This is a genomic window from Thioclava sp. F42-5 (assembly GCF_002213195.1).
Lineage (GTDB): Bacteria > Pseudomonadota > Alphaproteobacteria > Rhodobacterales > Rhodobacteraceae > Thioclava > Thioclava nitratireducens.
This window is the reverse complement of sequence record NZ_NBNZ01000009.1, coordinates 55723-77520: the sequence shown is the minus strand read 5'-3', so window position 1 is coordinate 77520 and position 21798 is coordinate 55723. Positions and strand designations below refer to the sequence as shown.

The window sequence follows — 21798 nt, the reverse complement described above, 5'->3', positions numbered from 1 at the left end:
ATGACCGATCTGACCCCCCGCGAAATCGTCTCGGAACTCGACCGTTTCATCATCGGCCAGAAAGACGCCAAGCGCGCCGTCGCCGTTGCGCTGCGCAACCGTTGGCGCCGTCAGCAACTGCCCGACGATCTGCGCGAAGAGGTCTATCCGAAGAACATCCTGATGATCGGCCCGACCGGCGTCGGCAAGACCGAGATCTCGCGCCGTCTGGCGAAACTGGCCCGCGCGCCGTTCCTGAAGGTCGAAGCGACGAAGTTCACCGAAGTGGGCTATGTCGGCCGTGACGTGGAGCAGATCATCCGCGACCTGGCCGATGTCGCGATGGTGCAGACCCGCGAATATATGCGCGAAGAGGTGAAGGCGAAGGCGCATCAAGCCGCCGAGGATCGCGTGATCGCCGCGCTTGCCGGCACCGATGCGCGCGAAAGCACCCGCGAGATGTTCCGCAAGAAGCTGCGCGACGGCGAGCTCGACGACAAGATCATCGAGCTGGACGTGGCCGATCAGTCCGGCGGGATGCCGCTCGGGATGATGGGCGGTCAGCCGGGCATGGAGCAGCAGATGCAGGGGCTTCAGGACCTGTTCAAAGCCTTCGGCGGCAACCGCACCACGCGGCGCAAGATGACCGTCTCGGAAAGCTACGAGGTGCTGATCTCGGAAGAGGCCGACAAGCTTCTGGACGACGAGACGGTGAAGACCGCGGCACTCGAAGCCGTTCAGCATTCCGGCATGGTCTTCATCGACGAGATCGACAAGGTCACGGCGCGCTCGGATGCGCGCGGGGCCGACGTCTCGCGCGAAGGCGTGCAGCGCGACCTGCTGCCGCTGATCGAAGGGACGACCGTTTCGACCAAGCTCGGCCCGGTGAAGACCGACCATATCCTGTTCATCGCCTCGGGCGCGTTCCATATCGCAAAGCCGTCCGACCTGCTGCCTGAATTGCAGGGTCGTCTGCCGATCCGCGTGGAGTTGCAGGCGCTGACCGAGCAGGACTTCACCCGCATCCTGTCGGAGACAGACAACGCGCTGACCCGGCAGTATCAGGCGCTGATGAAGACCGAAGAGGTCGAGGTCGCCTTCACGGAGGATGGTATCGCGGCGCTCGCCCGGATCGCGGCAGAGGTCAATCGCTCGGTCGAGAATATCGGCGCCAGAAGGCTCTATACCGTCATGGAACGCGTGTTCGAGGAGCTGTCCTTCACCGCGCCCGACCGTGGCGGACAAAGCGTCACCGTCGACGCGGGTTTCGTCGAGAAAGAGCTCGGCGATCTGACCCGCGACACCGATCTGAGCCGCTACGTCCTCTAGGGCACTGGCACCCCGCGCGCGCTCTGGTATCCTCCTGCGGGATGATGCAAGGCACGGGCGATGGCGCGGTTTCTGATCGTAATCTTGATGCTGAGCTTGGCCGCCTGCGCACCGCGCGGGCGGCTTGCCTATCTCGATCACCCGGTCGCCGATGCACGCGCGATTTTCGTGGGCTCGACACGGGCGCCCGATCCACAGACCGGCCAGCCCTTCGGCACCGCGCGCAGTCAGCAGCTGCGGCTCGCGCGCTTCGACGTGGCCACGCCGCCGGATCGCAAGGTGGCCGAGATCGCCTATCCGATGACCGACACTGCGCCGGTCGATCCCCATAAGCAGTTCCTCGTCTCGCAATCCGAGATCGACATGCCTCGATCAGCCTTCCAGTCGGAGCTGCGCACGGCGCTGCGCAAACATGACGGACAGGCGGTGCTGTTCGTCCACGGTTTCAACAACTCCTTCGCCGAAGGCCTGTACCGGATGGCGCAGATGGGCGCGGATTTCGATCTGCCCGGCGTGATGGTGCATTACTCCTGGCCGTCGCGGGCGAATGTGCTGGGCTATGCCTACGACCGGGACTCGGTGCTCTTCGCGCGCGACGGGCTGGAGGAATTGATCGACGATCTGAACGCGGCGGGGGCGAAACGCATCCTGATCGTGGCGCATTCTCTGGGCTCGGAATTGGTGATGGAGGTGCTGCGTCAGGAGGCGATTGCGCATAAACAGGGTCGATTTTCGACGATTTCCGGGGTGGTCCTGATCTCGCCCGACATTGCGGTGGATGTGTTCAAGACGCAGGCCGACGCGATCGGCACGTTGCCGACGCCGTTCATAATCTTCACCTCCTCGAAGGACAGAGCGCTGCAGCTGTCGGCGCGGCTGACGGGCAAGCGTGACCGGCTCGGCAATCTAGAAGATGTCTCCCGCATCGCACGCTACAGGGTGACGGTGATCAACGTCTCGGCCTTCAATACCGGGGACGGCCATTTCAACGTCGTCACGTCGCCCGCGCTGATCCGGCTGCTCGACAGCGCGCAGCAGGTGGCGCAGGTGCTCGAGGTGGAACAGCTGGGACGCACGGGGCTGGGCGATGCGGTGGTGCTGACGGTCGAGAACACGACGCAGATCATCCTCGCGCCGATCTCGGGCGGTTAGCGGATCCGGCGCAGATAGACGTAATAGGCGCCCGCGCCGCCATGTTTCAGATGCGCCTCGCTGATCTGCATGACAGCGGGCGCGAGCGGCATCATCCGCAGCCAGTGCGGCACCTGATGGCGCAAAACGCCGACGCGCCGCGGGATCGGGCCGTCATCGTCGCCCCGCTTGCCCTTGCCCGTGATCACAAGCACCAGCCGCTTGCCGTGGCTTTGCGAATTCAGGATGAAGCGGATCAGTTCGGGATGCGCTTCGGCCAGAGTCAGCCCGTGCAGGTCGAGCACCCCTTCGGGTTTCAGCTTGCCGCGGGTCATCGCCTTATGCGCCTTGCGGTCCATCGTGACCGGTTGGCGCGCAAGATGCTCGCCCGGCTCCGGGGCCAGATCGTGACGGCTGGACGAAGGCTTTGCGTGCTGACCCAGCTCGAAGCTGCGTAGACCTTCGGCCTTCGGTTTCGGCTTGGGTTTGGGCGCAAGAAAAGACTCTAATTCGGCTCGATCGGCCTTTTTGGGGCGGTAATTCTCGGTGGTCGCCGCCACGCGATCCCAAAGCGCGCGCTCCTCGGGGCTGAGTTTGCGTTTGCGGCTCATGCGCGCCTCCGCAAGCCGATCATCCGGCCCTTGGTGTTGATCGCGCCTGCGATGCGCCCGGCGTCCGCGCCGGTGCCGATGAAGAGATCACCGCGTCCCGCGCCCTTGATCGCAGAGCCCACATCCTGCGCCACCATCAACCGCTGCCCGAAGCCGGGGCAGTCGATCCAGACCGGGCTGCCCAGCGGTACGATCTCGGGGTCTACCGCGAGGCTGCGTCCTGCGCTCACCGGACGCCCCATCGCGCCCAGGGGGCCGGTATCGCCCGGGACATCCAGCACCCGGAAGAACACGAAAGACGGATTGTGGTTCAGCAGCTCCTGCAACTGATCGGGGTTCTCGGCGGCCCAGCGTCGGATGAACTCGGGCGTCATCTCCTGGGCCGGGGCCGCGCCGCGCGCGATCAGCTCCTTGCCGATAGAGCGGTAGGGATGCCCGTTCTTGCCGTCGAAGCCGAGCCGCAGGCTGTCGCCATCCGCAAACCGCACCCGCAGCGAGCCTTGCACCTGCGCGAGATAGGCCTCGATAGGGCTCTCGAGCCAGACCAGCTCGCGCCCCGCCAGCAGATCGCCCGCTGCGATCTCGGCGCGGGTGTACCACGGCGAATTAGACCCTATTTCAGCCGGTTTCGCATAAAGCGGCCAGGCGAAGCGGTCGGATTTCTCGCGCGCGCCGGGCAGTTCGGGTTCGTAATACCCAGTGAAATGGGCAGCGCCCTTTGGCGCGATTTCATAGGGGGCGAAATAGGTCTCGAAAGCGGCTCGGGTGTCGTCCAGCCCGGCGGTGTCCATCCCGTATAGATCGGCCGTAACGCAAAACGCCGCCCAAGCGGCGGCGTGATCGTCCCGGGCCCAGCCGGGAATATCTTCGAAGGACAGCACTGGCCTCAGCCGCCCGTGGCGACGAGCTGCCAGTTCGGGTCTTTCGCACCCATCTCGCGTGCGAATGTCCAGATGTCACGCTGCTTGCGCGGCGTCTTGGGATCGCCCTCGACGACCTCACCCGAGGCATCGCGCGCCACCGAAATGATCTCCGCACCGAAGCGCACGGTCACCTCTGCCTCGTTCGTGGAATGGTCGAAATCGGCATTGCTCAGCACCAGTTCGCGCAGGCCGAGGAATTCCGCCTGAACGTCGAGGCCCTTCTCCTTGCGCGCTTCCACGGCACCTTCGAACGCCTCGTAGACTTCGGGCGACAGGAAGGGGCGCACCTTTTCCAGATCGCCGGTCTCGAAGGCCATCAGGATCATCTCATAGGCGCCACGTGCGCCTTGCAGGAACTGCGACACTGAGAAGCTGGGCTCGACCCGCTTCATCGCGGCCAGCGCCACGGCGGAGGTCGAGCCTTCGGGAACATGATCGATGATGTCGTGATCCGGCCCGCCCTCGATCACGTCGAAGTCACGCTTCGGTGCGGGCGTCGCGGGCGTTTCCGGCGCGACCGGCTTTTCATAGCCTTCACGGGTCCCGAGCACGCTTTTCAGCTTGAAAATCAGGAAGATCGCAATCGCCGCGAGGACGATAAGCTGAATGACGGCACCGGACATCGAGACCCCTGTGTTTGGCTTCGTGTTTGTTTCTAGGTCAATCGCTACTTATGTAAGGCGTCAACCAGTTCAAGTCCACCGGCGCAGCTTGCCGGAAGACGCGATAAAAGAGGATGCCATGTGGATCTTTCTGGCCTTTGTGGCCGTACCGCTGATCGAGATCGGTCTGTTCATTCAAGTGGGCGGGCTGATCGGCCTTTGGCCGACGCTGGGGATCGTGTTGCTGACCGCGATCGTCGGTACGTCGCTGGTGCGTCGGGAAGGCGCGCGGGCGCTCGACGATCTGCGCATCTCGCTCAATGAATTGCGCGATCCTTCGCGGCCGCTGGCGCATGGTGCGATGATTCTCGTTGCCGGGGTGCTGCTGCTGACGCCGGGCTTCTTCACCGATACGGTCGGTATCCTGCTGCTGATCCCTGGCATTCGCGACGCGCTGATGAAGGCCGTGGGCAGCCGGGTGAAGGTGCAGCGCTTCGAGATGGGCGGCGCCTACCGGTCAAACCAGTACGATCCCCGCCGCGATGCGCCGCGCCGTTCGCGCGATCCGGAGATCCTCGACGCTGACGAGGTCGAGGAAATGACCCATCGCGACCACCCGAACGGCAAGCCCTCCGACGGGCCGTCCGGCTGGACGCGTCATTGAGAATTGAGGCTTCTCCCAGCCGGTGCTAAACCTCGCACAATTAATTTTGGGAGAGGTCGATGACTGACGAAGCAAATGGCGAGACCAACGGCGCCGCGGATCCGCAGCAAGAGCAACAAGGGCTCCGCATGAACATCCTCGCGCAATTTACGCGCGACCTGTCATTCGAGAACAATGTCGCCACCAAGGGCGTGCAAACCAGCGACATCCAGCCCGAGATGCAGGTGCAGGTTTCGCTCGACGCCAAGAAGCGCAGCGTCGAGAACCAGTACGAGGTGATCACCAAGTTCAAGATCACGGCGAACAACAAATCCGACGGGGCGACGCTTTACCTGCTCGAGCTTGATTACGGCGGCATTTTCCACGTCGAGGGCGTGCCGGAAGATCAGTTGCATCCCTTCCTGCTGATCGAATGCCCGCGCCAGCTGTTCCCCTTCGTGCGCCGGATCGTCTCGGACGTGACGCGCGATGGTGGCTTCCCGCCCTTCAACCTCGAGATCGTCGATTTCGTCGCGCTTTATCGCAACGAACTGGCGCGCCGTCAGCAGACCGAGGCGCCGACGACGGCCTGATCCGTCAAGCAGGCCTGGGGCGCGTCATCGTGCCTCAGGGACAAGCTGACGCCGTGACTCTGTCCGGTCACGGCTCCATTTTGCACTGCGTGACCCGCCTGCAAGCCGGGCGGGATCACCGGATGCAAAAGAGGACTCATGGGCCAGATTCAGGCATGGATCGGGGGCGCGCTCGCCCCCGTCGACGCGATGGACGCACATCGCGAGGGGCTCCGCCATCGGGCGGTCTCCATTTTTGTCATGGATGGCGAAAAGCTTCTTCTGCAGAAGCGCTCGACGCATTGCCTGCAAGCCCCCGGTCTCTGGTCGAATACCTGCTGCAGCCATCCCGATTGGGGGGAGCGCCCCGAAACCTGCGCGCGGCGGCGGCTGCGCGAGGAATTGGGCATCGATGGGCTCTATCCCGCTCATGCAGATCGTATCGAATACCGCATGGATATCGGCGACGGCCTGATCGAGCACGAGGTGACCGACATCTACATCGCCTATGCGCAGCGTGGCCTTACCGTGACCCCCGATCCAGAGCTTGTCTCGGAGACTCGCTGGCTAAGCCTTTACGATCTCGGTGCGGAGGTGAAACGCTATCCCGAGCGGTTCTCGCGCTGGCTGCGGTTCTACATGCAAGAACATGTCTCCCGCATTCTGCCCACACTGATCTGCTGAGCGGCGGGGATTTCTGCCGATCACCTTCAGATGCTACGCGGAATTCCGCGCTTGCCCTAGCTTTCACTTCGCTTACCTGTAACTCTGCTTCCGATTGGGCGGGGGCATGAGTAATGGGACCGAAGACCATCCGAGTATTTCATCTGAGCGTGGCGGCGCTTGCGATCCTCGCGACCCCGGCACTCGCATATTCATTGAAGTTCAATACTCCCGGCGCATCCGACGATCTGCGCAACACGATCAAGGGCGCGTCGCTTCTGGCGCAATCCGCAGACGACAAGAGCAAGGACGCGCAGGACGTGCTTGCCGAGGCGCGGGCCGACTACAACCGTATCGTTTCGGCGCTGTTCGGCGAGGGGCGCTATTCCGGCACCGTGTCGATCAAGCTTGACGGGCGCGAGGCGGCCTCGATCCCGCCGCTCGATGCGCCTTCGACGGTGAACAACGTCGTCGTAACCGTGACGCCCGGCCCCGAATTCACCTTCTCGCGCGCCGATATCGCGCCGGTCGCGCCGAAAACCGATCTGCCCGAGGGCTACAAGGTCGGCAAGGTCGCGAAATCGGGCGTGATCGTTGATGCCGCGAGCGCCGCCACGACCGGCTGGCGCGATGCGGGTCACGCGAAGGCCGAAGTCTCCTATCAGAACATCGTCGCGGATCATCGCGCCAATCAGTTGGCCTCCGATGTGCGCCTGGCTCCGGGGCCGCTGGTAACCTTCGGCCGGCTCGAGACCTCCGGCAACAAGCGCCTGCGCACGAAACGCCTGCGCGAGATAGCGGGCTTCCCCAAGGGCGAGGTCTATGATCCGAAGAAGCTCGATCAGGTCCAATCGCGGCTGCAGCGCACCGGGATTTTCTCCTCTGTCGCGATTACCGAGGCGAAGACGCTCAACCCCGATGACAGTCTCGACGTGAATCTCGCCGTGGTCGAGCAGAAGAAGCGCAAGATCGGCCTCGGCGCGGAACTCAGCTCCAGCGACGGGCTCGGCCTCAACGGCTACTGGCTGCATCGAAACCTCTTCGGCGGCGGCGAGCGCTTTCGCGTGGATGCGGGCATTTCGGGCATCGGCGGCGCGACGGGCGGCACGGATTACTCGATCGGCGCGCGGATCGACCGCCCGGCCACCTTCAACCCGGAAACCAGCGCCTACATCACCACCGAGATCAGCCAGAAGAACGAAGAGGATTACACCGAGAACGCCTTCGATATCGGCTTCGGTCTGACACGGATATTCAACGACAAGCTGACTGGCGACGTCTCGATCAATTACGGCTGGTCCAAGGTGACCGACGATTCCGGCGAGACCTATTTCCGGCAGGTCTATCTGCCGACAAAACTCACCTGGGACGATCGCGACAACGCGCTCGACCCGACCAAAGGCTATTACATTCAGGCCGGGGTGACGCCTTTCGTGGGGATCGGCGGCGATACCGGCACCGGGGCACAGGTCACGGGCGATCTGCGCGCCTATAAGGGCTTCGGGCAGAACGATCGCTTCGTGTTGGCGGGCCGCGTGCAACTGGGCGGCGTCTACGGCTCGAACCTCGAGAACACCCCGCGCGACTACCTTTTCTACTCGGGCGGCGGCGGCACCGTGCGCGGCCAGCCCTACCAGTCGCTCGGCGTTGAAGTGCTCGAAGGCGGTACGCTGAAAACCGGCGGCACCGAATTCGTGGGTTTCCAGGGTGAAGCGCGCATCGGCATCACCGACAAGATTGGCGCGGTCGCCTTCTATGACTACGGCTATGTCGCAGGCGGCGGGCAATCGGGCTCGCAGGCAGGCGCAGGTCTTGGCCTGCGCTACAAGACGGGCATCGGCCCGATCCGTCTCGACGTCGGCTTCCCGGTCTCGGGCGGCACCGGATCGGGGGCGCAACTCTATATCGGTATCGGGCAGGCCTTCTGATGAAACGTTTCGCCATCCTTCTCGCTTTCTGCCTGACGCCTCTGATGGCTGCGGCGCAGGACAACTCGCCGCAAGCTGCGGACGGGGCAGGGGCCGCGACAGAACAGCAGACGCAGCGCGACCGCTCTTACCTGACGGGGCTGATCGAGGATAACCTCTCGGGCGCGGGGCGCACCGTGCGGCTCGACGGGTTTTCGGGCGCGCTGAGTTCGCGCGCGACCTTCGATCAGTTGACGATCTCCGACAAGGATGGCGCATGGATCACGATCAAGGATGGCGCGATCCAATGGAACCGCTCGGCGCTGCTGACCGGCAAGATCGAGATCGATGAGCTCTCCGCCGCCGAGATCGACCTGCCACGCCTGCCGACATCCCAGAGCAGTTCGACCGCCCCCAGCCCGGAGGCCAAGCCCTTCCAGCTTCCCGACCTCCCGGTCTCGGTGAAGATCGGCAAGATCGACGCGCAGAAGGTGATCCTCGGCGAGCCGATCCTCGGGCAGGAGGCGACGGTGAAAGTCACCGGGTCGATGTCGCTCGCAGGCGGCGAAGGCAAGGCGAAGCTCGATATCACCCGGATCGACACCAAGAAGGGCAAGTTCTCCCTCACCGCGTCTTACGACAACGGCACCCGCGATCTAGGCCTCGATCTGCTGGTGGATGAGGGCAAGAACGGCATCATCGTCCAGAAGATCGGCCTGCCGGGCAATCCGGCGATGACGCTTGCAGTGTCCGGAAGCGGGCCGCTCGACGATTTCACCTCCGACATCGTGCTGAGCACCGATGGCCAGCAGCGTCTGGCGGGGCAGGTCTCCATAGGCAGCAAAACGCCCGACGGCGCCCCGGCGGGCAGTCCGCCGGTCACGACATTCTCCGTCGCGCTGGGCGGCGATATCCGCCCGCTTCTGCCACCCGATTACCACGAGTTCTTCGGCAACGAGGTTGCGCTGGTCGCGGATGGCACCCGCACGGCTTCGGGGCAGACCACGCTCAACACGCTCGATCTTAAATCGCGCGCGCTGCAGCTGAACGGCTCGGCGCAGATCGGCGCGACCAACATGCCGGTGAAATTCGACCTGAAGGCTGACCTCGGACTGGGCAACGGGCAGGAAGTGCTGCTTCCGATCTCGGGGCCGAAAACCTACGTGCAATCGGGCAAGCTGGACCTCGGCTATGACAAGGCAGAGGGCGACGGCTGGAAACTCTCGGGCCGCCTGAACCAGCTGCGCCGCGAAGATGGCACAAAGATGCTGACCGCGAATCTCTCGGGCTCGGGCCGTATCCGGCAGGCCTCGCCACCCTCGGTCGGTGGCACGGTTCTGCTGGGAATCAACGGGCTGGAGCTTTCCGACCCGAAGCTGAGCGCGGCGGCCGGCAGCGCCGTAACCCTGCGCACCGTGTTCTCGTGGCAGCAGGACAAGCCTCTGCGCTTGTCGCAACTGGCGCTGAAAGGCACCGGTTACAGCCTGAATTCGAACCTGACGATCGACAATATCAGCGAAGGTATCACCGTCGAGGGCGCGGCGCAGATCGACCATTCCAACCTCGCGAAGCTGTCCGATCTGGCGGGGCGCAAGCTCGGCGGTTCGGCGCGGATGACGGTCGCGGGGAAATACACCGTCCTCAGCGGCGCCTTCGACGCCAATCTCAACCTCGTCGGTCAGGACGTCTCGATCGACCAGCCGCAGGCGGATCGGGCCTTGGCGGGCCGGTCGGAGATCGCGATCTCGGCCAAGCGCGACGAGACCGGGGTGACGCTGGATTCGCTTAACGTGCAGACGCGGGCGGGCACGCTTCAGGCGCAGGGCACGCTGGCCAGTCAGGATGGCAAGCTGACTGCCACGCTCGACACCAACGATCTTTCGGTGCTGGGCGGCGGCTATCGCGGCGCGCTGGCGGCCGATGCGACGGTGACGCTGAACGGCGAGCGCTACGGGGTGACGCTGAAGGGCACCGGCAAATCCCTCGCGATCGGGCAGCCCGAGGCCGACAAGCTTCTGGCCGGCACAACCAATCTCGACCTTCAGGCGAGCTACGCCAACGGCGCGGTCGAGGTGCAAAGCCTCAAACTGAGCAACCCGCAGCTCGACGTCTCGGCGAAAGGGACGGCGGGCGAGAGGTCGCGCAAGATCGACCTGAACGCACGTCTGGCGAATGCGGCCCTGTTCGCGCCGGGCTTTCCGGGGCCGGTGACGGTGTCGGGCACGGTGGTCGATGACGGCAGCGGCTATCAGCTGAACCTTTCGGGCACCGGCCCGGGTGGCACCGATGCGAAAGTCTCCGGCCGCGTGGCGTCGAATTTCGGCGATGCCGATCTTTCGATAACCGGACAGGCACAGACCGCGCTCGCCAACAGCTTCATCGAGCCGCGCTCGGTGCAGGGCCCGCTCAGCTTCGATCTGCGGCTGAACGGCAAGCCGGGGCTGTCGGCGCTGTCGGGCACGGTCTCGGCGAATGGCACGAAGGTCGTTGCTCCGAACCTCGGGATGGTGCTGGAGGATGTGAATACCCAGGTGCAGCTGTCGAACGGCGCCGCGCAGCTCGGTTTGACCGGGCGGCTCGGCACGGGCGGGCAGATCACGGTCAACGGGCCGATCAACCTGTCGGCGCCCTACAACGGCAACCTGACGATCCGTTTCGACCGCGCGCGGTTGAAGGATCCGGAGCTTTACGACACGCGCGCTTCGGGCACGATCACGATGGACGGGCCGCTTGCGGGCGGTGCGAAGATCGCCGGGCGCATCACGCTGAGCGATACCGAACTGCGGGTGCCGTCTTCGGGCGTCGGCGGCGGCGCCTCGGTCCCCGCCGGGATCGAGCATGTCGGCGAAAGCGGCGCGGTGCGCCAGACGCTCAAGCGCGCCAACCTGCTGAACAACGGCCAGAGCGATGCGAGCGGCGGCGCCAAGGCTTCGGGCCCGTCGTATCCGCTCGACGTCACCATCGCCTCGGAGCGCGGCATCTTCGTGCGCGGCCGCGGTCTGGATGCGGAACTTGGCGGCTCGCTGCGGGTCTCGGGCACCACGTCGAACGTGATCCCGATCGGGCAGTTCTCGCTCGTGCGCGGACGGCTCGACATTCTCGGGCAACGCTTCACGCTCGATCAGGGCCGGATCGCGCTGCAGGGCGCGCTGGTGCCCTATATCGACTTCACCGCGACCACGACGCAGAACGACTACACGATCTCGATCAACATTCAGGGACAGGCGAACGAGCCGAAGGTGACCTTCACCTCCTCTCCGGAGCTGCCGCAGGACGAGGTTCTGGCACGGCTTATCTTCGGACGCTCGATCGACAATCTCTCGCCTCTGCAGGCGGCGCAACTGGCCTCGGCGGTCGCGACGCTCGCCGGCAAGGGTGGCGAGGGGATCATCGGCAAGCTGCGGAAGAATTTCGGGCTGGACGATTTCGACGTCTCGACCGATGCGCAGGGCAATACCCAGCTCAAGGTCGGGAAATACCTGTCGGACAATATCTATACCGATGTCACGGTGGGCGGCGACGGCACCTCGCAGATCAACCTGAATCTCGATGTCACCAAAAGCCTCACCGCGCGCGGCACCGTCGGCTCCGACGGCAAGAGCGGGATCGGCCTCTATTTCGAGAAGAACTACTGAGCGATAAGTTTCGCTTCATTTCCGCCCCGGGAAATAAGTGAAACCCATGACTACTCGCCCCCGGGCTCGGCGTCGCCTTCGATCGCGTCGCGCAATTTTTCCTGCGTGCGGCGCTTGCGGAAGGCGGTGAGTTCGGCGTTCAGCGCAGCCCCCATCAGCACCGAAAAAGCGCTCAGATAGAGCCAGATGAGCAAGGCGATCACCGCCCCGATCGAGCCGTAGATCTTGTTGTAATTGCCGAAATTCGACAGGTAGAAGGTCAGCCCGATCGAACTCAGCCCCCAGAGCGCCGTTGCCAACACCGCGCCGAGCGTCAGGATCGGATCGCGCTTGCCCACCGTATTGGGACCGTAGCGATAGAGGATGCCAAGCGCTGTGAGCATCAGCAAAAGCATCGCCGCCCAGGGCAAGCCCGAGAGCAGGATCTTTGAATATTCGTGGAACGGCAGGAAATTGATGACGATGGGCACGACTACGACCGTTGCCATCGCGGCCAGCATCACGCCGACAAGCGCGATCGTCATCAGGTAGCCCATGATGAAGCTCCAGATCGTCGCGCGGGGCCGCGTGCCGTGGATCACGTTGAGCGAAAGCACCAAAGCCGCGACGCCCGCGCGGGCGGAGAACAGGGTCACGGCGGCCGAGAGCACGACGCCCAATCCGATTGATGCACGCGGCCCGATCAGCCAACTCTGGATCTGCTCGTTGAGCAGCCCATAGGCTTCGGGCGGTATGAAATCGTCGGCCACGTTTAGATAGGTGCGGATTACCGTCGGATCGGCAAAGGCGCTCCACAATGCGATCGTTGCGGAGATGCCGGGGAAGATCGCGAGCATGGAATAGAAGGCGACCCCCGCCGAGACGAGGGTGATATTCGACTCGAAAAGCCGCCCGAACAGGCTGACCGCGAATTTCGCCGTTTCTCTCACGCGCCACTCCTCGTTTCACCCACCATCGCGCAAGCCCCGCGTGATCGCAACGCGCGGCCCGCGCTTTGCTGAAAGCTGTTGCGCCACAGGCGCTTGGCGTCGGGCGGGCGGGGCATGCCTAGGGCGGGGGGGAGGCGAAATGCGGAAAACAGGGTGAAATAGGGTCTGTTTTGGAGCAGGGGCCGGCGGTGCTGCTGGCGCCCCGCGCGCCCCCGGCGAATGGCGGCGCGCCCGTTCACGCAAACGCGACATTGTCACAAAAGGGAATCACTTCGCCGTTAGGAGCGTCGTGAACGCAACTAGCCAAGGGATCAGCCATGTCGCTTCGCACCACCCTCCTCCAAGCCACCGCAATTGCCGTGCTGCCGCTCGCGGCGCATGCCGGCGATATCTCCTTCTCGTCCGTTCCTTTCGCCAAGGACGACGCGGCCAAGCGTGAGGCGATCGCCTCCGACACGGTCACCGTCAACGGCAAGGACTACAAGATCGGCTATCACGTGATGGCGCGCTCGGGCGACAAGATCGGTGACAACACCTTCGCGCTGCTGACCGACAAGGACGGCAAGCCGGTCAAGTCGGCCGACGGCTCCGAGCACATCTCCGAATCCGCCGATTTCACCTCGCTCATCCGTCAGGGCGACAAGCTCTACTCGGTGACGCATTTCGAGTCGCGCCCCGGTGCGATGTATCTCAGCGAAGTCAGCCAGGATGCCGATGGCAACCTGAAGCTGGTCTCCACCAAGCCGATCGACTTCTCTGAATATCACGGTCTCTGGGTGCCCTGCGCGGGTTCGGTGACGCCGTGGGAGACGCATCTGGGTTCGGAAGAATACCCGGCCGATGCACGCGCGATCGAAGCGGCGACCTCGCTCGACGAAATCGACGACTACGACTTCCCGATGGTGCGCTATGCGGGCGTGAACCCCGAGGGCATGTCGCTCGAGCAGTTCCGCGACGCCTACAAGCCCTATCGCTACGGCTATCCGACCGAGATCACCGTTTCGGAAGACGGGTCGGCCAAGGCCGACAAGCATTTCGCGATGGGCCGCGTGGCTGTAGAGCTGGCCTATGTCATGCCCGACCAGAAAACCGCCTACATCTCGGATGACGGCACCAATGTCGGCCTGTTCCGCTTTGAAGCCGACAAGGCAGGCGACCTGAGCGCCGGTACGCTCTACGCGGCCAAGTGGAACCAGACCTCGGATCAGGATGGCGGCGCTGCCGATCTGGAATGGGTCGATCTGGGCCATGCCGACGATGCGACGATCCAGAAGGCGATCGAAGCCGGCACCCGGTTCTCGGACCTCTTCGAGACCGCCGAAATCGGTGATGACGGCTCCTGCCCGGCGGGCTTCTCGGCCGCGAACGCCGAAGGCAATGCCGAGTGCCTGAAGATTAAGGACGGCATGGATGCGATCGCCTCGCGTCTGGAAACCCGTCGCTACGCCTCGATGAAGGGCGCCACGACCGAGTTCCGGAAGATGGAAGGCATCACCTACGACTCCGACAAGCACCAGATGTACCTCTCGATGTCCTCGGTCGAGAAAGGCATGGAAGATGGCGCCAAGCAGGACATGGGCGGGATGAACGCGATCCGCCTGCCGCAGAACAAGTGCGGCACGGTCTACGCGCTGTCGCTCGACGACAACTACGACGCGACGAAAATCTCGGGCTTCATCTCGGGCATGCCGAAGAAGACCGAGAACAACAGCTGCGATATCGACGGCATCGCGAACCCGGACAACATCACCTACATGCCGGGCTACAACACGCTGATCATCGGTGAGGACACCGGCTCGGGCCACCAGAACGACGTGATCTGGGCAATGAACACCGACACCAAGGAGCTTACCCGCATCCTGTCGACGCCCTACGGTTCGGAAACCACCTCCACCTACTGGTACCCGAACGTCAACGGCCACGGCTACCTGATGGCGGTGATCCAGCACCCCTACGGCGAGAGCGACGAAGACAAGCTGACCGACCCGGCGCAGGCTCGTGCCTATGTCGGCTATGTCGGCCCGTTCCCGCAAATGGATGACACCGTGAAGACCCAGTAACGGGCGCTCGCGAGACACTTCTGGCGAGGCCCGGCGGCAACCCGGGCCTCGCCTTTCTTTCAAGACTGAGGACTGACGGATGCTGCGGATTTCGATACTGGCGCTGTTGAGCATGACCACGATGGCGGGGGCGGTCGATCTGAAGACCACGGTGCTGGGCAATCCGACAGCCTATATTCCTCCGCAATGCTATACCAAGACGGAAGACAAGGCGGGCGCGGTGCATAACCCGTGCCAGACCTGTCACACCTATCCCCGCCATCCGAATTACGTGCGCGATGCCGATCTGCAGACCGAATATGCGTTTCCGGGCCCGGCGCTAGAGAACCCGTGGCGCAACCTCTTCGTGGATCGCCGCGCCGAGTTGGCCGCGACGAACAGCGCGGAAATCCGCGCCTATGTGCGGCAGGACAATTACCACGATGCGGCGGGCGGGATCGCCCTGGCCGCCAAGCTCGCCGATCCGCCCGCGGATTGGGACGTGAATGGCAACGGGGCGTGGGACGGCTATATCCCCGACGTGCAATTCGCCTTCGACGAGGAAGGGTTCGACCGCACCCCCGATGGCAGCCTGACCGGCTGGCGCGCCTTCGCCTATCAGCCGCTGCCCGGCACGTTCTGGCCGACCAATGGCTCGACCGATGACGTGATGATCCGTCTGCCGGAGGCGTTCCGTCAGAGTGCCGACGGGCTCGAGGACATTGCCACCTACAAGACTAACCTTGCCATCGTGCAGGCGCTGATCACCCGCGCGGATGTCGCGATCGAGCCCACCGACGAGGTCGCGATGGGCGTCGATCTGGACCGCGACGGGGTGATGGGGCAGGCGGAGGTGGTGAAATTCGCCTTCGCGCCGCTCGACGGGATCACGATGCATTGGGCGGGGCGCGCGGGCGTGGACGGCGCCGAGCTTGCCGCCGGGCTTTACCCGGAGGGCACCGAATTCGTGCATTCCGTGCGCTATATCGACCCGACCCCCGAGGGCATCCAGATGGCCGCGCGGCTGAAAGAGCTCCGCTACATGGTCAAGACGGATTGGGAAACCTATGCCGATCTGGAAGAGACCGCGTTGGCCGAGCTGAAGGAAGACAACGCCTTTCCGGATCGCACCAAGCAGTTCTTCGGCAGTTCCGAGACCGGCGTGCCCAACACGTTCGGCTGGCGGCTGCAGGGCTTCATCGAGGATGCGACGGGCGATCTGCGCCCGCAGAGCTTCGAGGAGACCGTGTTCTGCGTCGGCTGTCACGGCACGCTGGGCGTGAACGACGACTCCACCTTTGCCTTCGCCCGCAAGCTGGGCAAGGAGGCCTATCGCGGCGGCTGGTATCACTGGACGCAGAAGGGACTCGCGGGTACCCCCGACCGGGCGCGCGCCGACGGCAGCGGCGATTACGCCCATTACCTGCGCACCAACGGGGCAGGGGACGAGTTCCGCGCCAATGCCGAAGTGATCGAGGCGTGGCTGAAAGCGGGCAAGTTGCCGCCCGAGAAAGAGGCGGCCTTGGCCGAGGATATCGGCCCGCTGATCCTGCCTTCGCCGGAGCGTGCCGATGCGCTGAACGCAGCCTACCGGATGATCGTGCGCGACCAGAGTTTCACCCAAGGCCGCGATGCGACCATCGCCCCGGTCGACGGCACGGTCTGGCGCGAAGTGGAGCAGGATCAGCCGACAGGCATCGAGGAAATCGCCCTGCCGTGGTATAAGCGCCGCTAATCGGCAGCAATCTGCGCCGGCCGATTGCGTTTTTCGCCGTCAATTGGCAGTGTTCGCACAAATCGGGACATTTTTTCGGGAGCGCCACCATGGCAAAAGTCATCCGCCAACTTTCCGCAAGCGCCGCCATTGCAGTCGCTGCTGTCTGCACCGCGGCGAGCGCGCAGGCAGAAAGTGGCGTGACCTTCACCATCGGTGCGGGCGCGCGCTATGCGCCGTCCTATTTCGGCGCGGATCACTACGACACCAAGCCCACCGCGAAGGTTAAGCTCAACAGCTTCACGCTGCAGGGGATGCGGTTCGGCTCGGACGATCCGAATTACGAAAAGCTGGGCCCGAACGTGCATGGCTCCTTCCGGCTCGTAGGCGGGCGCAATTCCAGCGATTATTCCGAAATCGCGGGTCTCGACGATGTCGACACCTCGCTCGAACTGGGTCTCGGACTTGGCTACCAGGCGCCGCAATGGGGCGCTTTCGCAGATATGCGCTACGGCGTGGTCGGGCATAACGCCGTCGTCGCGGAAATCGGCGCCGATTGGAAGCCGATCAAGACCGACAATTTCAAGCTGAGCATCGGCCCGCGCATCTTTTATGGCTCCGGGCTCTACAACCGCACCTATTTCGGCATCAGCCCGTCGGAATCGACGGCGAGCGGTCTGGCAGCCTATTCGCCCGATGGCGGCCTCGTCTCGACCGGTCTGGAGCTGTCGGCGACCTATCAGCTCGGCAATAACTGGGCGGTGGAAGGCAAGCTGAACTACGACCGCCTGCAGGGCGATGCGGCGAACAGCCCGATCGTGCAGCAGGGCTCGCGCGAACAGAGCTCGGTCTCGCTGATGCTGACCCGTCGGGTGACGTTCCCGTTCTGATCGGATCCCTTCTGATCGGGACAAAGCTTCCTACGAGTCACGTGAAGCCAAGCCGCATGGGTCGCCCGTGCGGCTTGCTTTTTCGGGGCCTCGCTGACGCGGCGCTCAGGGTTTTTGCGATGAGCGGTCAGGTCCTCTATTTCCGGCTCGGCGCGGAAATCGTGCGCCGAAAGACGGGCTGGACGGAGATCGGCGAATCGGAAACCGCGCAGATATCCCGCGTCATCGCCGACCTCGACGCGATGCTGGCGCAGGCGCGCGCGAGCGCGGCGCCCGGCGCATGAAAAAGGCCGCCCCCGGTGGGAGCGGCCTGAAATATTCCTAGCGTCTTCGCACTTACACCGGCGGTTTGCCTTTTACCGCACGGGCGACCATGGCCACCACGAACAGGATCAGGAAAACCACGAAGAGGATCTGTGCGATCCCGGCAGATGCGCCTGCGATGCCGCCAAAACCGAGCGCTGCGGCAATCAGCGCAATAACGAGAAAAGTCAGAGCCCAACCAAGCATGGGTATTCTCCTTCGGATGTTGCGTACATTAGCGCTGAGTGCTGCGCCTTCATGGCATCCAAACGTGCGCATTTCACGAAAGTTCCATTACCCTGGGTCAGTGATTCCGAGGAACATCCAACGCTTTCCGGCGTTTGGGGCGCGATTCATGGGCTCACGAAAAAGGGAGATGGCGACATGGAAATGAATATGACTGGCCTCGGTGGCTTTTGGGGTATCGTCCTACTGGCACTCGATATCTGGGCGCTCGTTTCGATCATCGGGTCGAATTCCAGCACCGGGAAGAAAGTGCTCTGGGCGCTTCTTGTCTTCTTCCTGCCTCTGATCGGTTTCCTGATCTGGCTGGTGGCCGGGCCGCGCGCTTCGAAATGACGAAATCGGGGGTGGTGGAGGCAGCGGCCGTCACGGAACCGCATTCCGCAACCCGCGTTGGAACCACAGAAATCGCGGCGAGAAGTCGCGACATGTTTGGGAGAGGTCGATGAATTACCATGATACCGAGAATTCTGACGGCCACGAAGGCCGCGGGACGGTGAGCGATTTGCTGAACCGCGTGATCGAGCAAACGCGCGAGATCGCACGGACCGAAGCGGAATTGGTGCGCGCTGAAGCGGCCCACCGGGCTGGTCTGGCACGCAATGCCGCGATTCTCGGTGCGGTCGCCCTGGTTTTCGCCCTCGGCGCGATCTTCCCCCTGACGCAATCCGCCATCTACGGGCTGGAATGGGCCGGCCTCGATCGGGGCCCCGCGACGCTGATCGTCGGCGCGGTGCTACTGATCCTCGCCATCCTCGCGGCGCTGATCGCCGCGTCGAAGCTGCGCAAAGTGTCGAGCCCGCCCACCCGTCTCAAGGAAAACCTGTCTGCTGACGCGCAGGCGCTAAAGGAGAGCTTCAAATGACCGAGAAGAGAACCATTCAGGACATCGAGAACCGACTGCGCCAAGACCGCGCCGATCTCGCATCGACGCTCGGCGATCTGACCGCGCGTATCGCGCCGGATTACCTCTCCGAGCAGGTGTCGCAGGCCGTGCGCGATTACGCCGCGCCTGCCGCCCGCAGCGCCGAACAGGCCGTGCGCAAGAATCCGGTGGCCTTCGCCCTCGCCGGCGCCGGAATCGCATGGTTCCTGCTGCGCCAGCGCAACTCGGAGAGCATCGAGGAAGAAGATCTGGTGGCCGATGCCGATCCGCTCGTGATGCCGAGCGACGCGGGTGCCGACGGCTGGATCGACGAGATCGATACGCTGCGCCATGACGCCTCGGTCCGTCTCGAAGATCTCGAAGCCGAGCAGCGCAGCTCGACCGACAAGGCGCGCGACTTCGTCAAGGAGCGCTCCGAGGTGATGCAGAAATTCGCGAGCGACCTGCGCAACACACTGTCCTCGGGTCTGAGCGACCTCAACGAGGATGCGCGCGATCGCGTGGTGCGGGCCCGCGAAAGAGCCTATTCCGCCCGGATTCGCCTGCAGGACGGGGCGACCCATGCCGGGTCGACCAGCAAGCAGATGGTCAAGGATCACCCGCTGATCGCTGCCGCCATCGGCTTCGCCGTCGGGGCCGCGATCTTCAACGCGGTGCCCAAGCCGGACGTCAATGTCAGCCGCCGCAGCTTCGGGCCGCGCGCCAACCGCCTGTTCAACGAGGCAGAGCGTCTGTACCGCGACGAGAAGCGTCGTGCGGGCAAGGTGGCCGACCAGTTCACCGATGAACTGAAGCGGACCGCCCGCTCGGTGATGAGCTCGGCCGGTGACGAGGCGCGCAGCGCCGCACGCGATTTCGGCGATCAGGCGATGGCTGCCGGAGAGCAGCTGATCGACCGCCTCTCGCGCCAGTTGGCGGAGGAAGCCAATCGCGCGCTGCGCGATGTCGGTCAGTCGCTGCAGAAAGGCGAAGACGAGGTCCGCGCCGGGGCGCAAGAAGCCAAGGATGCCGCGCGGGCAAAAGCCGAGGATGTGGCGTCCAAGGCCGAGGCGAAGACCCACGAAGCGGCCGAGAAGGTGAAGGCGAACCATTCTTCGTCCTCTTCGTCGAGCACCTCGTCGACTGGTTCCGGCTCGTCCGGCGCCGGCTCGACCGGCGGGGGCAGCGCGTCGTCGTCGAGTTCGAAGGCCACCCACTGAACGGTGGGGCAGTATGCAGAAAGGCCGGGCATCGCGCCCGGCCTTTTTCTTTGCGCGGTTATCGGTGGGGATGCGAGACCGAGGCCCAAAAGAAAACCGGCGCCGCGATCTCTCCGGCGCCGGTTTGCATGTTTTACGCTGAAACAGGGTCTGTTTCTGAAGATCAGATCGAGCTGGACCAGGTGTCGACTTCGCGCTCGGCGTCTTCCTTGGTCTTACCGTATTTCTTTTGGATCAGGCCGACCATCTGCTCGCGATGACCTGCGGCCTCCTGAAGTTCGTCGTCGGTCAATTCGCCCCAGTTCTCGCGGGCCTTGCCCTTCATTTCGTTCCAGTTGCCTTTTATTTGATCCCAATTCATGGCGTCGCTCCTTTCAAGATGAAGACGCGGGTTCAGGCGTCTTTAATCAACGTTTCGCCGGGGGCGATGTTCCTCTGCACGGCAGCACAAAAACAGGGAACCCGCTATCGTCCGACGGCGTTAGATCGCGAAACCAAGAGGGAAGTAATTCTCGAAATGCATCGCCTGGAGACCCTGTCGCGCATCGCCATGATCGTGATCGCTGTAATCGCTGTCGTGGCTGCGCTGAGCCAGGTGGAAAGCCTACTCGCGCCCGTCGTGCTCGCGCTCGTCGTGGGGATCGTGCTTTCACCGATTTCCGATGCATGGGAGAAAAGAGGTCTGTCGCCTGTCTGGGGGGCGCTTACCTCGCTCGTGATCTCGCTGATGATCGCCGTGCTGTTGGTCCTCGTGATCCAGCCGGTCGTCTCCGAACTGATGCGACAGGCGCCGAAGGTGATGGACGACATGCGCTCCACCATCATTCATATGCGCCACATGTTCCAAGGCATCCAGGACGCCTCGAAAGAGGTCAGCGACGCGATCACGCCGGCGACGGATGGCGCCAAGGATGGCGGCGGCAATGGCGACAAGAGCGCCGTGCCGGATGCCAAGGATCTCGTGATGCTGGCGCCGTCCATCATCGCACAGGCGCTGATCTATGTCGGGGCGCTGTTCTTCTTCCAGCTTTCGCGCGGCGAGATCTACAACTGGATCGCGAAGCACCTCGCTGAGCCTTCGAGCCGCGGCGCTACGGCTGCGCGGTTGCGCAAGGCGGAGACACGGGTGTCGCGCTACTTCCTCACGATCACGGTGGTCAATGGCGGTCTCGGGCTGGCGGTGGGCGTCGCGATGCAGCTGATCGGGCTCCCGAACGCGCCGCTTTGGGGGCTTGTGGCCTTCCTCATCAACTACATCCTTTATCTCGGCCCCGCGGCGCTCATCATCGCGCTAGGATTCGCAGGCGTGGCCACGTTCGACGGGGTGCGCGTGATCCTGCCGCCGCTGATCTATATCGTGCTGAACGCGACCGAAGCCCAGTTCGTGACCCCTGCCGCGATCGGGCGGCAGATGCGCCTCAATCCGCTTCTGGTGTTCCTGTCGCTGACCTTCGGGATCTGGCTCTGGGGGCCGCTGGGCGGGATCGTGGCGATCCCGCTGCTGCTTTGGGCGCTGGTGCTGACGAACAGCTTGCCCGACCCGAAATCCGAGCCGGAGCAGAAGCTCGAAGCCGACTGAACCGGCGGGTCGCGGCGACGG

The 21798-nt window shown here is 63.9% G+C and carries 21 protein-coding genes; 15 read left to right on the top strand and 6 right to left on the bottom strand.

Going from position 1 to position 21798, the window contains the following annotated elements:
* Both hslU and B6V74_RS17705 read left to right on the top strand, forming a co-directional pair.
* Entirely contained in the window at positions 1-1308 is a 1308-nt protein-coding gene (hslU, locus tag B6V74_RS17710) for an ATP-dependent protease ATPase subunit HslU (RefSeq protein ID WP_075776669.1), read from the top strand.
* A gap of 60 nt (positions 1309-1368) precedes the next feature.
* A complete protein-coding gene (locus tag B6V74_RS17705) occupies positions 1369-2460 on the top strand; it encodes an alpha/beta fold hydrolase (protein ID WP_088723569.1) in 1092 nt (363 codons plus the stop codon).
* Here B6V74_RS17705 and B6V74_RS17700 read toward each other — a convergent pair.
* The 3 genes from B6V74_RS17700 to B6V74_RS17690 are packed head-to-tail and all read right to left on the bottom strand — an operon-like array spanning position 2457 to position 4596.
* Positions 2457-3050: a Smr/MutS family protein gene (locus tag B6V74_RS17700; protein WP_088723568.1), complete on the bottom strand. Its 594-nt coding sequence runs from the start codon at positions 3048-3050 to the stop codon at positions 2457-2459. The genes B6V74_RS17705 and B6V74_RS17700 overlap by 4 nt on opposite strands.
* Positions 3047-3931 carry an MltA domain-containing protein gene (locus tag B6V74_RS17695; RefSeq protein ID WP_240497142.1) on the bottom strand — a complete coding sequence of 295 codons (885 nt, stop codon included), beginning with the start codon at positions 3929-3931 and terminating at the stop codon, positions 3047-3049. Before B6V74_RS17695 ends, B6V74_RS17700 begins: the two co-directional genes overlap by 4 nt.
* A 5-nt stretch (positions 3932-3936) precedes the next feature.
* Positions 3937-4596 (bottom strand): Tim44/TimA family putative adaptor protein, encoded by a 660-nt coding sequence (locus B6V74_RS17690; RefSeq protein ID WP_088723566.1) that lies wholly within the window; start codon positions 4594-4596, stop codon positions 3937-3939.
* A gap of 118 nt (positions 4597-4714) precedes the next feature.
* Here B6V74_RS17690 and B6V74_RS17685 point away from each other — a divergent pair, with 118 nt between their 5' ends.
* The 5 genes from B6V74_RS17685 to B6V74_RS17665 all read left to right on the top strand — a co-directional run bounded on the left by B6V74_RS17685 (position 4715) and on the right by B6V74_RS17665 (position 11995).
* Complete coding sequence (locus B6V74_RS17685) at positions 4715-5239, top strand: FxsA family protein (RefSeq protein ID WP_088723565.1); 525 nt, start codon at positions 4715-4717, stop codon at positions 5237-5239.
* Between the two features lie 59 nt (positions 5240-5298).
* Complete coding sequence (gene secB, locus B6V74_RS17680; RefSeq protein ID WP_075776663.1) at positions 5299-5811, top strand: protein-export chaperone SecB; 513 nt, start codon at positions 5299-5301, stop codon at positions 5809-5811.
* Between the two features lie 138 nt (positions 5812-5949).
* Positions 5950-6474, top strand: a complete 525-nt coding sequence (locus B6V74_RS17675) for an NUDIX domain-containing protein (RefSeq protein ID WP_088723564.1) — start codon at positions 5950-5952, stop codon at positions 6472-6474.
* Positions 6475-6587: 113 nt separating this feature from the next.
* Positions 6588-8381 carry an autotransporter assembly complex family protein gene (locus tag B6V74_RS17670; RefSeq protein WP_088723563.1) on the top strand — a complete coding sequence of 598 codons (1794 nt, stop codon included), beginning with the start codon at positions 6588-6590 and terminating at the stop codon, positions 8379-8381.
* Positions 8381-11995, top strand: a complete 3615-nt coding sequence (locus B6V74_RS17665) for a translocation/assembly module TamB domain-containing protein (protein ID WP_088723562.1) — start codon at positions 8381-8383, stop codon at positions 11993-11995. Before B6V74_RS17670 ends, B6V74_RS17665 begins: the two co-directional genes overlap by 1 nt.
* Before the next feature lie 50 nt (positions 11996-12045).
* On the opposite strand, the gene B6V74_RS17660 is transcribed toward B6V74_RS17665, so the two are convergent.
* Entirely contained in the window at positions 12046-12924 is an 879-nt protein-coding gene (locus tag B6V74_RS17660; RefSeq protein WP_088723561.1) for a YihY/virulence factor BrkB family protein, read from the bottom strand.
* A 317-nt stretch (positions 12925-13241) separates the two neighbouring features.
* Between B6V74_RS17660 and B6V74_RS17655 the strand changes: the two genes are divergently transcribed.
* From B6V74_RS17655 to B6V74_RS17640, 4 genes are all read left to right on the top strand, one after another.
* Positions 13242-14984: an alkaline phosphatase PhoX gene (locus B6V74_RS17655; RefSeq protein WP_088723560.1), complete on the top strand. Its 1743-nt coding sequence runs from the start codon at positions 13242-13244 to the stop codon at positions 14982-14984.
* Positions 14985-15063: 79 nt separating this feature from the next.
* Positions 15064-16698: a hypothetical protein gene (locus B6V74_RS17650; protein ID WP_088723559.1), complete on the top strand. Its 1635-nt coding sequence runs from the start codon at positions 15064-15066 to the stop codon at positions 16696-16698.
* A gap of 89 nt (positions 16699-16787) precedes the next feature.
* Positions 16788-17567, top strand: coding sequence for a MipA/OmpV family protein (locus B6V74_RS17645; protein WP_075776657.1), 780 nt, complete (start codon positions 16788-16790; stop codon positions 17565-17567).
* A 56-nt stretch (positions 17568-17623) separates the two neighbouring features.
* Positions 17624-17851, top strand: coding sequence for a CerR family C-terminal domain-containing protein (locus B6V74_RS17640; protein WP_088723558.1), 228 nt, complete (start codon positions 17624-17626; stop codon positions 17849-17851).
* Positions 17852-17903: 52 nt separating this feature from the next.
* On the opposite strand, the gene B6V74_RS17635 is transcribed toward B6V74_RS17640, so the two are convergent.
* Positions 17904-18077 (bottom strand): DUF1328 domain-containing protein, encoded by a 174-nt coding sequence (locus B6V74_RS17635; RefSeq protein ID WP_075776656.1) that lies wholly within the window; start codon positions 18075-18077, stop codon positions 17904-17906.
* A 177-nt stretch (positions 18078-18254) separates the two neighbouring features.
* Here B6V74_RS17635 and B6V74_RS17630 point away from each other — a divergent pair, with 177 nt between their 5' ends.
* From B6V74_RS17630 to B6V74_RS17620, 3 genes are all read left to right on the top strand, one after another.
* A complete protein-coding gene (locus B6V74_RS17630) occupies positions 18255-18449 on the top strand; it encodes a PLD nuclease N-terminal domain-containing protein (RefSeq protein ID WP_088719999.1) in 195 nt (64 codons plus the stop codon).
* Between the two features lie 109 nt (positions 18450-18558).
* A complete protein-coding gene (locus B6V74_RS17625; RefSeq protein WP_075776655.1) occupies positions 18559-18978 on the top strand; it encodes a phage holin family protein in 420 nt (139 codons plus the stop codon).
* Positions 18975-20198 (top strand): hypothetical protein, encoded by a 1224-nt coding sequence (locus B6V74_RS17620; protein ID WP_088720001.1) that lies wholly within the window; start codon positions 18975-18977, stop codon positions 20196-20198. The genes B6V74_RS17625 and B6V74_RS17620 overlap by 4 nt, the downstream gene beginning before the upstream one ends.
* Before the next feature lie 163 nt (positions 20199-20361).
* On the opposite strand, the gene B6V74_RS17615 is transcribed toward B6V74_RS17620, so the two are convergent.
* Positions 20362-20559 carry a CsbD family protein gene (locus tag B6V74_RS17615; RefSeq protein ID WP_075776653.1) on the bottom strand — a complete coding sequence of 66 codons (198 nt, stop codon included), beginning with the start codon at positions 20557-20559 and terminating at the stop codon, positions 20362-20364.
* A 156-nt stretch (positions 20560-20715) separates the two neighbouring features.
* Between B6V74_RS17615 and B6V74_RS17610 the strand changes: the two genes are divergently transcribed.
* Positions 20716-21777 carry an AI-2E family transporter gene (locus tag B6V74_RS17610; protein ID WP_158275111.1) on the top strand — a complete coding sequence of 354 codons (1062 nt, stop codon included), beginning with the start codon at positions 20716-20718 and terminating at the stop codon, positions 21775-21777.
* The last annotated feature ends 21 nt before the right edge of the window (positions 21778-21798 follow it).